The sequence below is a fragment of the Bradyrhizobium iriomotense genome, from assembly GCF_018129405.1.
Taxonomy (GTDB): domain Bacteria; phylum Pseudomonadota; class Alphaproteobacteria; order Rhizobiales; family Xanthobacteraceae; genus Bradyrhizobium; species Bradyrhizobium iriomotense_B.
In genome coordinates, this window is record NZ_JAFCLP010000003.1 from 120,552 (window position 1) to 133,018 (window position 12,467).

Consider the following 12,467-nt stretch of genomic DNA (forward strand, 5'->3'; position numbering starts at 1 on the left):
ACGCCGTCCGCTTTGTCAGCGGATCAGCACTTCACCCGCTTCTGCTCGCGGTCGACCGCGGCTTTGACGCCGGCGGAGGCGCGCGGATATTTGCGGCCGATCTCGCCGAAGGCGGCGCAGGCGGCTTCCTTCTCCTTCAGGGCGGCGAGCGACTGGCCGAGCCGCAGCAGCGCATCCGGCGCCTTGGCCGATTTGTCGTATTTGGTGGTGACGGCGAGGAAGGCTTCGGCGGAATCGCGATATTGCTGGCGCTGGAAATAGCTCTCGCCGAGCCAGTATTGCGCGTCGCCGAGCAGCGGATCGTTCGGATATTTCTGCGCGAAGTTCTTCATGGTCTGCTCGGCCAGCGCATAATCCTTGCGCTGCATGTAGCCGATGCCGAGGTCGAACTCGTCGCGCGGCGTCGCCGAGGGCGGCAGCGTGGTCAGGCCAGCGCCGCCACCTTGCGCCGGATAGCCCTGCTGGGCCGGCGGATAGCCGGGCTGGGCCGCCGGCGGCACGCCTTGCTGGTAGCGCGGGCTGGTGTTGGCGAGATCGAGCGGGTCGCCGGCATTGCGTCCGCCGGGCGCGCCGGCTCCCGCCGGCATCGGCTGCTGTCCGCCGCCGAGGGCACGGGGCGCGCCGGGCGCGTTCGGATTCTGGTTGGGATCGAAGGCATCGCCGCGGCGACGCGTGCCGGGAGCGCCGGGCGCCGGCTGCTCCTGAACGATCGGTGCGGGGCTTGCGATCTGCGGCTGCTCGTAATTCGGCTGCGCGGCCTGCTGCTGCTGGCGATAGGCCGGCGCGACTTGGGCGGGCGGCACCGCCGCGACGTTGGGCTGGACCGACACCTGCCCGGGAGCGGCTTGCGCGCCGCCCTCGAGTGCCCGCAGGCGCTCCTCGAGCTGGCGGTTGCGGTATTGCAGTTCCTCGTTCTGGCCGGTGAGCTGGCGCAGCTGGTTCTCCAGCCGCTCGATCCGCATCTCGGGATCATCATCCGTCTGAGCCAAGATCGATTGAGCCAGGACGGGCGCGCACAAGGAGAGCAGCGCGGCGGTCGCCACGGAGCCGGTAAGAACCTTAAATCTGGATGACATCTTGCCCTGACGACGAAAGCGAAATGGCCTGCGACGGAACATGCGACGCGCCACACATTGAAGTGGAGTACGCCAAAAATGTGACTGCTACAAACCGGTTTCTGTCACAGAATGCTGAAACGAAACCGGCGCCCATGAGGGCGCCGGCATGATCGTTTTCTGAAGATGAACGGTGGCTGACCAATCGTCAGGAGCTCGCGTTCAGCACGGTGACGGCGCGGCGGTTCTGCGACCAGCAGGAGATGTCGTTACAGACGGCCACCGGCCGCTCCTTGCCGTAGGAGATCGTGCGCATGCGGTTCGGATCGATGCCGCGCGAGGCGAGGAACGAACGCACCGACTGGGCTCTCCGGGCGCCGAGCGCGATGTTGTATTCGCGGGTGCCGCGCTCGTCGGCATGACCTTCGATGGTGAAGGAGTAGCGCGGATAGGTCTGGAGCCACTGCGCCTGCTTCTCGAGCGTGACGATCGCCTGCGGGGTCAGATCGGTCTGGTCGCTTTCGAAGAACACGCGGTCGCCCACGTTGACGACGAAGTCCTGCTGGCTGCCCGGCGTCGCCGCATTGGCCATCGCATCCGTCGCAGCATTCTTGTTGGCGCAGGCGCCCATCGACAGCGCGACGGCAAGCACCGCGGCCAGCTTCAATCCCTGGAGGATACGCATAGGATGTTTCATTCCGGAGCCTCCACGCTCACGTTAGTCCACTGCTGTCCGGTCTACAGGGGGTTGGTTAAGCGAACGTTCCGTCAACCTTGACGGAACCTTGCCTCAGCCGGTCAAATGCCCCCAACCAGCGAAAAGCAACCGTCATGGTTAATGGGTTGTAAATGTGGCGCGAGGGTGAAGGCAAGCCGCGTTAGCCGGCAAAATCGCTGGCATTGCTTGAATTTTGGGCCTGAGGCCCGGCGTTTGCCGACAGTCTTCAGTCAGGCGTGAACGGCGTTCGCCACCAGCACCCGCCGCTGCGGGACCTGGCGCTGGCCGCCGCGCCCGAACAGCATGCGCCGCTCGAAGGCGGTGGAGCGCATGATCGGATAGCGCTCGAACACCTTCTTGCGGAAGGTCGGGAAGTCCGCCGCCATCAGTCCGAACGGCTTGGTGAGACCGGGGACCAGCCTCGGCTCGGCAATGGTCTCGTGCAGGAACACTCGCCGGTAGAAGGCCTGGTGCTCCGGTCGCACGATCGCAAGGCCGAGATCGGCATGGAAATGCTCGCAGGCCATGTAAGCGAGCCGCGTCGTCAGATAGGGCAATTCCGGGACGCGCCTCACCTGGTCGGGATCGGCGACGAAGCGGGTCGGGTCGATCATGATCTCGCCGCGATCGAGCCGCGGCAGCAGGATATCGGGAAAGACGTCGGCCGAGGTCGACTGGCGCCATTCCGAGGTCAGCACGCTGATGCGCACCGAGCTGCAGAGCTTGCCCCGGAGATAGACGCCGAACGTCCACGCGTTCGGCAATTCGTCGTACTGGTCGGTGACGCGCGCGTCCGGAGATTCCTTGACGGCGCCTTCGCGTAAGTAGGCGCGATAGCGGAGATTGTAGATCTCCTCCTTCTCAGCGGCCGTTTCCGCAAGATGATAATCGACGTCGGTCAGGAGTTCGGCACCCCGTCCAACAGCCGAAATGATCGCTCTGGCTGAGGACTGCATTCCAACTCCTTACCCGCCACCGCTCGAACATCCGCGCGGGACAACTTCCACGCGCGTGATGATTTATTAACAGCTTCTTAACAATGAAGCAAAGCAATCGAAGTGTTAGGGTTAACCCCCCGTAGCACTACGGTACCCGGCAACAGTCTGAAACGACGGGAGATTTCGGGAAGCGGAATCAGGCGAAGGAGCGCGAGCCCACGACCTGGAGCAGGCTCTCGCCGCGCCGCCCATGCGAGGCGTTGAGGAGCTGGCGCATCCGCACGGCGGGCACCGGGCGGCTGAACAGATAGCCTTGCCCTTCGGACACGGTGCCGTCGGCGCTGATGAGTTCGAGCTGCTCGTTGGTCTCGATGCCCTCGACCACGACCGCCATGCCGAGGTCGGCCGACAGCCGCGCCACGCCGCGCAGCAGCGTCAGCGGCCGGTCGGTGTCGATGCCCTCGAGGAAGGATCGGTCGATCTTCACCTTCTGCATCGGGAAGTTGTGCAGGTAGCTGAGGCTCGAATAGCCGGTGCCGAAATCGTCGAGCGAGATGCGCACGCCGAGCGCATGCAGCTGCGACAGGATATCGTGGGTGAGCTGGGTGTTGCGCAGCAGCGAGGACTCGGTGATCTCGATCTCGAGCCGATGCGCCGGAAGCCCTGAGACCTCCAGCGCGTAGCGGATCTCGCTCAAGACGTCGCGCTGGTGGAATTGCTGCGGCGAGAAGTTGACGGCGACGCTGACGCCCTCCGGCCACTTCATGCATTCCATGCAGGCGCGGCGCAGGATCCAGCGGCCGAGATCGACGATCAGGCCCATATCCTCGGCGACCGGGATGATGTCGACCGGCGAAACCGTGCCGCGCACCGGATGATTCCAGCGCAGCAGCGCCTCGCAGGTCGTGATCTTGCCGGACTTCAGATTGACCAGCGGCTGGTAGAACAGCTCGAACTCCTCGTTGGCGAGCGCCTTGCGCAGGTCGAGCTCGAGGATGCGGCGGGCCTCGACGGTCGCCGCCATCTCGTCGCGGAAGAAGCAGAAGGTGCCGCGGCCGTCGGCCTTGGCGCGGTACAGCGCCATGTCGGCGTTCTTGAGCAGGGTGTCGGCGCTGACCTTGCCGTCCGGCGAGGTCATCGCGATGCCGACGCTGGCGCCGATCTCGACCAGGTGATTGTCGATGCGGTAGCGCTCGCTGAGGCGCTCGACGATGCGGCGGGCGAGGCTCGCGGCGTCCTCGGCCGAAGAGATGTTCTGCTGGAACACGACGAACTCGTCGCCGCCGAAGCGGGCGACGAAATCCTCGGGCCGCAGCATCTCGCGCAGGCGATTGGCGACCGCGCACAGGAGCTGATCGCCGCAGGGGTGACCGAGCGTGTCGTTGACCTGCTTGAACTGGTCGAGATCGACGAACAGCAAAGCGGAGAGCCGTTCGGCGTGGTGGGCATTGGCCAGCAGCCGCTCGATCTCGTCGCGGAAAGAGACCCGGTTGGGCAGCGCAGTGAGCTCGTCATAGCGGGCGAGATGGCTGATGCGGGCTTCGGCGTTGGTGCGTTCGGTGATGTCTTCGAGCAGCAGCACGGTGCCGCCGCCGGTCATCGGCTGGAACGTCCAGGCCAGCGTGCGGCCGCGCGACGAATCCGGATCGGCGGTGACGATCTCGCAGATTCGCGCATGGGCGATCTCGGCCAGGATCTGGTTGCCGCTCTCCGCCGAGATGGAGCCCGCGGCGATGCAGGCCGACACGATGTCGCCCGCGGTGGCGCCGCGCTTGACCAGATCCTCCGGCAGGCCCATCAGCTCGCCGAAACGATGGTTCATCACCGCAAGGCGCCCGTCGGCGCGAAACATGCACAGGCCATGCGGCATGTTGTTGAGCGCGGTGTCGAACTGGCTCGCCAGCGCGGATTCACGGAAGCTCGAGGTCAGCGCCTTGACGAAGATCGCATGCAGGCTGAGGTTGATGTTCTTCAAGCCGATGAAGAAGAAGATGAGCAGGATCGCAAGACCGACGTGGTAGGGGCCGCCGTGCAGCAGCAGCGCGAGCGACATCGGACCGCAGGCGAGCGCGACGTGCCACTGGATCACCCGGGGCTGGCCGTAATTGCGGGCGGCGCCGCCGGCGGTGTAGCCGATGCCGATGGCGACAGCGAGCATGTCGGCCACCGGATCCTCGTTGTTGTAGATGACGACGAAGGACCACACGCCGAGCACCGCCGCATAGCTGAGCGCGCCGAACCAGTAGCGCGGCTCCAGATGCTTGGCCTCTTCGAACGTGAGCGGGAACGTGCGGTTCTCGTATCCGCGCATCTGGAACGCGCGCGCGGTGCCGATGGCGATCAGCAGAAACGCGATCGGCCACAGCCAGACGTCGCCGGTCTTCAGCGCAGTCATGACCGCGGCCACGGCGGCGGAGGCCGAGCCGAGGAAGATCGCCCAGAAATTCTGCACCATAGAGTTGATGAGAGCGGCGTAGAGTATCGGCTCCAGCTCGTCTCGATCGCTCTGCTTCTGGTCGGCCAGCTGCATTGGCTAATTACGCGTCCCGTTTAGAGCGTACTTTTACCCAGCCCAGGTGAAGCCTTTCTGAGGGAACATCGTTAAAGTCGAGTTGTTTTTCGGCAATTGCGAACGCGATTCTGCTGAAATATCAAGCAACTAGGCAAGCGTTGCCGAGCACAAGGTGAAGGAAAGCTTGCTTTCCCCACCAAACGCGAAAAAATCGGTGCTTTTTTTCGATAACATCGCGCGTCTGAACACGCGATTTATTGGCCAGCGGTCGAGGACAATAGCGGCGACCATGCCGGGTCGGAGGCGAAGCCCGGCGTCGGCACCTTCAATTCGTTGCGACCGGAAATATCGACGCTGTACAGCGACGGTCCGCCGTTGCCGCCGGGATCGCGGAAGAACATCAGCACGCGGCCGTTCGGCGAGAAGGTCGGGCCCTCGTTGTGGAAGCCGGAGGTGAGCAGCCGCTCGCCGGAGCCGTCCGGCTTCATCACGCCGATCGAGAACTGCCCGCCGCCCTGCCGGGTGAAGGCGATGTAATCGCCCTTCGGCGACCACACCGGTGTCGAATAGCTGGCGTTGGTGTCGTCCTTGGAGAAGGAGATGCGCTGCGCCTGCCCTCCGCCCGCCGCCATCACGTAGATCTGCGACCTGCCGCCACGATCGGACTCGAAGCAGATGCGGGTGCCGTCCGGCGAGTAGGACGGAGACGTGTCGATCGCCGGCGTGTCGGTGAGGCGCGTGGTCGAACGCGAGCGCAGATCCATCACGAACAGGTTGGAATTGCCGCCCTGCTGCAGGCTCATGATGACGCGCTGGCCGTCCGGCGAGAAGCGCGGCGCGAAGGTCATGCCGGGGAAGTTGCCGACGATCTCGCGCTGACCAGTCTCGATGTTGAAGAGATAGACCTTCGGATCGCCCTGGCCGAACTCCATGTACGTGATCTCTTGCGAGTTCGGCGAGAAGCGCGGCGTCAGCACGAGGTCGGAGCCGCGGGTCAGATAGCGCACATTGGCGCCGTCCTGGTCCATCATCGCAAGCCGCTTGACGCGACGCTCCTTCGGCCCGGTCTCGTCGACGAACACGACGCGGCTGTCGAAATAGCCCTTCTCGCCGGTCATGCGCTCGTAGATCTGGTCGGAGATGATGTGGGCGATGCGGCGCCAATATTCCGGCGAGGTGAAATATTGCTGTCCCGCAAGCTGCTGGCCGGTGACCACGTCCCACAGGCGGAATTCGGCCTTGAGCCTGCCGTCCGGCTGCCGCGTCATGCGGCCGGTGACCAAGGCCTGCGCGTTGAGGGTCTTCCAGTTCTGGAATTGCGGCGCGACATCGATGTTGCTGATGCGCTCGATGAAGGCGGCCTGGTCGATCGGCGCGAACAGGCCCGAGCGCTTCAGATTGTTGGTGATGACCTGGGTGACGCCGTTGCCGACGTCGCCGTCTGACGGCGAGCCCGGCACAAAGCCGGAGATCGCGATCGGGATCGGCTGGAATGCCGTGGGATCGATGCGGAGGCGGCCGTCCTGCCCTTGAGCGAACGCGCGTCCGCCCCCGAGCATCGCGAGCGTCGATCCGGTCAGGGTCATGAAGCGGCGGCGGTTCATCGATCGAACGTCATTCATTGCAAAATTCTTTTGTTCGGATGTCACAACATATCTTTCAGGCCGAAAGTCATCGGGATGAGCTTCCAGCTCTCGTATTGCTGCTTCGGCATGAAGGAATAGACCTGGCACTGCACGATGGCGCGCTTGGCGCTCTCCGCGACTGCCTGAGCGATCGACCGCGACGGTCCCCTCACCGCGACCACGATCGGCTCGGATGCCAGCGATCCGTCGATCTTCATGGGAATGTCGATGTCGGCTTCGTATTGATCGGCGTCCTGCCCGTTATAGGTGGGCGTGAAGCAGCGTTTGACGGCGCCCTGGAATGCACCGCGCCAGGTCGCGACGTTGTTTGCTGCAGTCCCGGTCGCCGATCCCAGCGAAGCCGACGCGTTCAGCGCCGAGCCGGCGAGTTCGTGCCGGGTCGCGGCGCGCTTGTCGAGGTCGCGCTGGATCTGCGCGGGATCGAACGTGCGCTCCTTCGGCTTCGGCTGCTGCTGCGGCTGCACCGCCGCGACCTTCTGCTCCACGGGCTTGGGCGGCGGCTTCTTGGTGTCCAGCTTCTTCTGGAGTTCGGCGATCGGATCTTCCTTGGCCGGATCAGGCTTCTTTTCCTGCGGCTTTGGCTCTTCCTTCGGCTTCGCCTCGGCCACCGGCTTCGGCGGCTCGGGCTTCTTCTCGACCGGCTTCTCCACGGGTTTCGGCGGCGGCTCCGGCTGCGAATTGGTCTTGATCAGCTCTTTCTTCTCGGTGACCTTGCCGACGGCGTCTTCCTCGGGCTTGGCCTCGGCGATCTTCTCGACCTTGGGCTTCGGCTCTTCCTTCTTGCCGGTCTTCTGCCCCGCCATCATCTTGGCGAGCTGATCGGTGGAGATGATGTCGACCGGGAGCGATTCCTCCGGAGCGATGTAGGCCTTGCTGCTAAAGGTGACGAGCCCCCATCCAAGCACGAGGACATGGAGGGCAATCGACGCAACGAGTGTCTTGTCGACGTTCACCTTCACCGGCTTATCCCTGATCCGCCTCGGTCACGAGCGCCAGCTTCTTGAATCCGGCGCCGGACAACAGGCCCATGACCTTGGCCACCGTGCCGTAATCCGCCTTCTTGTCGGCGCGCAGATAGATGCGCTCCTCGAGCCCGCCGCGCGCGTCCGTGATGGCCTTCAGCTTCGGCACCAGCTCATTGATCGCGACCTCGGAATCGTTGATGAACACCTTGCCCTTGATGTCGACCGACATCTGCAGCGGCTTCTGGTCGTTGTTTTCGAGACTCTTGGCCTGGGTCTGCGGCAGGTCGAGCGGCACGCCGACCGTCAGCATGGGCGCCGACACCATGAAGATGATGAGCAGCACCAGCATCACGTCGACCATCGGCGTGACGTTGATCTCGGCCACGACGGGCTTGCGCCGGCCACGGCGCCCGCCGCCTCCGGACGAACTCGCAACGTTCATGGCCATGATCGCGTGCCCAAATTGACCTTCACACTATACATGCTGTCCGTCAGCATACATGCCGCCTGTCAGCCCCGCTCGTCGATCTGACGGGACAAAATGGCTGAAAATTCATCAGCAAAGCCCTCGAGCCGCTGGGCCTGCCGGTTCACCTCGGAGGTGAACTTATTGTAGAAAATAGTGGCAGGAATGGCGGCGATAAGGCCGACCGCGGTCGCAAACAGCGCCTCGGCAATACCGGGGGCCACCACCGCCAGGGAGGTATTTTTCGACGCCGCGATCGACTGGAAGCTCGACATGATGCCCCAGACCGTGCCGAACAGGCCGACGAAGGGGCCGGCGGAGCCGACGGTGGCGAGCACCAAAAGGCGGCGTTCCAGCCGCTCGACCTCGCGCGCGATCGAGACATTCATCACCTTGTCGATCCGCATCTGAAGGCCCGCGACCGAGCGGGCGTGGCTCTCGAACGAGCGCTTCCACTCGCGCATCGCCGCCACGAAGCAGGCGGCCATCGAGTGGGTCGGCTTGGCCGAGAGCGTGCGATAGAGCTCCTCGATCGACTCGCCCGACCAGAAAGCCTGCTCGAAACGGTCCATCGAGCGGCGGGTGCGGGCAAACAGGAAGATCTTGTCGATGGCGATCGCCCAGACCCAGACCGAGCAGGACAGAAGTCCCAGCATCACGGCTTTCACGATCCAGTGAGCCTGCCAGAACAGCGCGATCAGCGACACGTCCGCGGAAGCGGCAACCGGAAGGGCTGACTGAGCCACGTCGGCCGGATTCATAAGCGATATCCTCTCAAGGCGATCTCTAAACCTCATGTCCCGGCCAGCAAATGACTGCCGGTTCCCCAACCGCCGCGCCAACCGCGCAGCCGGCAAGCCCGCTCAAAGCCTTTTTTTCTTTCTGGGGTGCAGGGCTCGTCCAAAGCCGGCCGCCTGCATTCCCTGCCAAGATGTCAAAACTAAGGGGCCTCGGCCCCAGGCCTTGACTTCGGGCTCCGGGCACGCCTGTCCGCCCTTACCAGAGCCCGCCGATGGTTAATGCGGGGTTACCGGCGGCGAATTTGGCTGCGGGAAAGGTAGGCGGTGCAGGGGGATGGCCGTTTTGCCGCGGCGTTCCGCCGCCGAAGGAGGACGCTGCCAGCCCGGAACGAGGTCGGTTCCCTTCCCCGCAAGGAGGGAGGGAGCGCAGTGTGCGCCTTGGCCAACATCGCGCGTCACCCCATCCTCATGCTCCCTCAGCGGGTGCTAGCTGATAGGGTCCCTTCGCGGACAACAACGTGCCGATATCACCGGCCAGCCTGAGGAACCCCCCATGCCGAAACCACAAACAAATGTGCGGTGGATGACCGCCGCGGTCGTCTCGATCTGCCTCGTCACATCGAGCCCCGCGCGCGCGGCATCGGTTGCGCCGGTCGCCGCGGAAAACGGCATGGTGGTGTCGGCACAGCATCTGGCGACTGAGGTGGGCGTCGAGGTGCTCAAGCGCGGCGGCAATGCCGTCGATGCCGCTGTGGCGGTCGGTTATGCCCTTGCCGTCGTCTATCCGGCGGCCGGCAATCTCGGCGGTGGCGGCTTCATGACGATTCAGCTCGCCGACGGCCGCAAGTCCTTCCTCGACTTCCGCGAGACCGCCCCCAAGGGGGCGACGGCCAATATGTATCTCGACAAGGACGGCAACGTCATCAAGGGCGTCTCGACCAAGGGGCATCTGGCCGTCGGCGTGCCGGGGTCCGTCTCGGGTATGGAATTTGCGCGCGAAAAATACGGCACCATGAAGCGTGCCGACCTGCTCGCTCCCGCGATCCAGCTCTCCGAACAGGGATTTGTGCTCGACCAGGGCGACATCGACCTGCTGAGCACGGCAACCAGCGATTTCAAGGACGATCCGGCATCCAGCGCCATCTTTCTCAACAACGGCCAGCCATTCGGTGTGGGCGACAGGCTGGTGCAGTCCGAGCTGGCGAAAACCCTGCGCGAGATCAGCAGCAAGGGCACCGACGGTTTCTATAAGGGCTGGGTCGGCAGCGCCATCGTGGCATCCAGCCAGGCCGGCAAAGGCCTGCTGGCGCAGGACGACCTCGACGGCTACAGGACGCGCGAGCTCGCACCTGTCGAATGCGACTATCGCGGCTATCACGTGGTTTCCGCGCCGCCGCCGAGCTCGGGCGGCGTCATCATCTGCGAAATCCTGAATATCCTGGAAGGCTATCCGCTCAAGGAGCTGGGCTATCACTCCGCAGCTGCCATGCACGTGCAGATCGAAGCGATGCGGCACGCTTACGTGGACCGCAACAGCTATCTCGGCGATCCCGACTTCGTGAAGAATCCGCTCGATCGCCTGCTCGACAAGGCTTACGCGGACAAGATCCGCGCCGTGATCGACCCGAACAAGGCCGGCGTGTCCAAGGACATCAAGCCGGGCGTCGCGCCGCACGAGGGCAGCAACACCACGCACTATTCAATCGCGGACAAGGACGGCAACGCCGTGTCTGTCACCTACACGCTGAACGACTGGTTCGGCGCCAAGGTGACGGCTGCAAAGACCGGCGTGCTGCTCAATGACGAAATGGATGACTTCACCGCCAAGGTCGGCGTTCCAAACCTGTATGGCCTGGTGCAGGGTGAGGCCAACGCCATCGCGCCCGGCAAGCGGCCGCTCTCCTCGATGAGCCCGACCATCGTCAGCAAGGACGGCAAGCCGGTGATGGTGGTTGGGACGCCCGGCGGCAGCCGCATCATCACGGCGGTGCTGCAAACCATGATCAACGCCATCGACTACGGGATGAACGCGCAGGAAGCCGTCGACATGCCGCGCATCCACCAGCAGTGGCTGCCTGATATTACCAACGCCGAGAATTATGCGCTGTCGCCGGACACGCAGAAGATTCTGGAGAGCATGGGCCACAAATTCGGGCCGCCACAGCCGGCCAACCATTTGGCCGTCATCATCGTGGGCGCACCGTCGCTCAACGGCAAGCAAGTCGGCAACAATCGTTACTACGGTGCGAACGATCCGCGCCGCAACTCGGGACTGGCCGCGGGATATTGATCGTCTACGCCACCATCACGACTGTCATACCCCGCGACCCGGCTACGCCAAGGCTTCGCCGGGGTTGAGGTCAAGGGGCGCCGAAGCTTTAGCGTAGGCGGCAAGCGGGGTATCCAGTACGCTGCGGCCCCTCCGCATCTCAATGCTGCCTCTGGAATACTGGATTGCCCGCTTTCGCGGGCAATGACGGCGGGAGATGTGGTCGGGAGCCCCGCCCCGAAGCGTGATGGGATCAGGCCACTGATGCGGGCTCCGGGCAATTGGTCAATCGCGCGGGATTGCCGACCGCGGTGCAGCCGGCGGGAATGTCCGACGCCACCACCGTGTCGGCGCCGATCTTGGCAAAATCGCCGATGCTGATGTCGCCGAGGATGGCCGCGCCGGAGCCGATGAAGACGCCGCGGCCGATCCGCGGCGCGCGGGTCGGCAGCTCACTGCGGCGGCCGATGCTGACGTTCTGGAGGATGGTAACCTCGTCGCCGATCACAACATTCGCGCCGATCACGATGCCGGTGGCGTGGTCGAGATAGACCCCCGATCCGATGCTGGCGGCCGGATGAATGCTGACCTGTAAGACGTTCGACGCCTCGTTCTGAAACAGCAGCGCCGCATCGATATGGCCGCGATGCCACAGCCAGTGCGAGACGCGCCAGGCTTGCAGCGCGACGTAGCCCTTGTAGTGCAGCAAGGGCGGCAGCAGTTCGGTGATGGCGGGATCGCGGAGTGCGATGGCCTGCAGGTCGCCGCTGGCGGTCTCGATCAGATCCGGCTGGCTGCGAAAGGCCTCGCGTGCAAAGGACGTGAAGCGCGCGCGCTCAGTGGCGCCGCTGCCAAGCCGTTGCCCGATCAGATCGGCGAGGGCCGCGGCAAAATCGCCATGGATAAGGACTGTATCGGCAAGGGACTTGCCGAAGACGGGATCGGCCTCCATCGCATGCTGCGCTTCTTCGCGGATGTCCTGCCAGAGACTGTCGCTCGTCGAGGTCGCAGCTGCCGTCATCGCCGCCTCTTCATTCTTACGTGTCGAATATAGGGCGTGGGCAGCCCGCGCGCCACGCCGCGCCGGCGGTAGGCGTGACACTCCTCGCAACATGTCGCAGTTCCCCGTGAGGCTACGAGCTTGCATGCCAGGCACCC

Annotated in this window: 10 protein-coding genes; 1 reads left to right on the plus strand and 9 read right to left on the minus strand. The window is 64.3% G+C overall.

What is annotated here, in order from left to right:
- Positions 1–23 precede the first annotated feature (23 nt).
- The 8 genes from ybgF to tolQ all read right to left on the minus strand — a co-directional run bounded on the left by ybgF (position 24) and on the right by tolQ (position 9,061).
- Positions 24–1,076: a tol-pal system protein YbgF gene (ybgF, locus tag JQ592_RS09710; RefSeq protein WP_211402652.1), complete on the minus strand. Its 1,053-nt coding sequence runs from the start codon at positions 1,074–1,076 to the stop codon at positions 24–26.
- A gap of 187 nt (positions 1,077–1,263) precedes the next feature.
- The gene (gene pal / locus JQ592_RS09715) at positions 1,264–1,752 is read right to left on the minus strand and encodes a peptidoglycan-associated lipoprotein Pal (RefSeq protein WP_018641585.1); all 489 of its coding nucleotides are present in this window, start codon (positions 1,750–1,752) and stop codon (positions 1,264–1,266) included.
- A gap of 251 nt (positions 1,753–2,003) precedes the next feature.
- On the minus strand, positions 2,004–2,729 hold the full coding sequence (locus tag JQ592_RS09720) for an N-acyl amino acid synthase FeeM domain-containing protein (protein ID WP_211402653.1): 726 nt from the start codon (positions 2,727–2,729) through the stop codon (positions 2,004–2,006).
- Positions 2,730–2,907: 178 nt separating this feature from the next.
- Complete coding sequence (locus JQ592_RS09725) at positions 2,908–5,241, minus strand: putative bifunctional diguanylate cyclase/phosphodiesterase (RefSeq protein ID WP_211402654.1); 2,334 nt, start codon at positions 5,239–5,241, stop codon at positions 2,908–2,910.
- A gap of 236 nt (positions 5,242–5,477) precedes the next feature.
- Positions 5,478–6,827 (minus strand): Tol-Pal system beta propeller repeat protein TolB, encoded by a 1,350-nt coding sequence (gene tolB, locus JQ592_RS09730; protein WP_211402939.1) that lies wholly within the window; start codon positions 6,825–6,827, stop codon positions 5,478–5,480.
- 41 nt (positions 6,828–6,868) lie between these two features.
- On the minus strand, positions 6,869–7,828 hold the full coding sequence (locus tag JQ592_RS09735; protein WP_211402655.1) for a protein TolA: 960 nt from the start codon (positions 7,826–7,828) through the stop codon (positions 6,869–6,871).
- Positions 7,829–7,832: 4 nt separating this feature from the next.
- Positions 7,833–8,282 (minus strand): protein TolR, encoded by a 450-nt coding sequence (tolR, locus tag JQ592_RS09740; RefSeq protein WP_211402656.1) that lies wholly within the window; start codon positions 8,280–8,282, stop codon positions 7,833–7,835.
- Between the two features lie 62 nt (positions 8,283–8,344).
- Positions 8,345–9,061, minus strand: coding sequence for a protein TolQ (gene tolQ, locus JQ592_RS09745; RefSeq protein ID WP_018641591.1), 717 nt, complete (start codon positions 9,059–9,061; stop codon positions 8,345–8,347).
- A gap of 532 nt (positions 9,062–9,593) precedes the next feature.
- Here tolQ and ggt point away from each other — a divergent pair.
- Positions 9,594–11,330 (plus strand): gamma-glutamyltransferase, encoded by a 1,737-nt coding sequence (gene ggt / locus JQ592_RS09750; protein ID WP_211402657.1) that lies wholly within the window; start codon positions 9,594–9,596, stop codon positions 11,328–11,330.
- A 232-nt stretch (positions 11,331–11,562) separates the two neighbouring features.
- Here the strand turns inward: ggt and JQ592_RS09755 are convergent, their stop codons facing one another.
- Positions 11,563–12,330, minus strand: coding sequence for a serine O-acetyltransferase (locus JQ592_RS09755; protein WP_211402658.1), 768 nt, complete (start codon positions 12,328–12,330; stop codon positions 11,563–11,565).
- Positions 12,331–12,467: the final 137 nt, after the last annotated feature.

Coding starts and splice junctions, on each gene's coding strand:
- ybgF (WP_211402652.1), bottom strand. CDS start 1,076: ATGTCATCCAGATTTAAGGTTCTTACCGGCTCCGTGGCGACCGCCGCG.
- pal (WP_018641585.1), bottom strand. CDS start 1,752: ATGAAACATCCTATGCGTATCCTCCAGGGATTGAAGCTGGCCGCGGTG.
- JQ592_RS09720 (WP_211402653.1), bottom strand. CDS start 2,729: ATGCAGTCCTCAGCCAGAGCGATCATTTCGGCTGTTGGACGGGGTGCC.
- JQ592_RS09725 (WP_211402654.1), bottom strand. CDS start 5,241: ATGCAGCTGGCCGACCAGAAGCAGAGCGATCGAGACGAGCTGGAGCCG.
- tolB (WP_211402939.1), bottom strand. CDS start 6,827: ATGAACCGCCGCCGCTTCATGACCCTGACCGGATCGACGCTCGCGATG.
- tolR (WP_211402656.1), bottom strand. CDS start 8,282: ATGGCCATGAACGTTGCGAGTTCGTCCGGAGGCGGCGGGCGCCGTGGC.
- tolQ (WP_018641591.1), bottom strand. CDS start 9,061: ATGAATCCGGCCGACGTGGCTCAGTCAGCCCTTCCGGTTGCCGCTTCC.
- ggt (WP_211402657.1), top strand. CDS start 9,594: ATGCCGAAACCACAAACAAATGTGCGGTGGATGACCGCCGCGGTCGTC.
- JQ592_RS09755 (WP_211402658.1), bottom strand. CDS start 12,330: ATGACGGCAGCTGCGACCTCGACGAGCGACAGTCTCTGGCAGGACATC.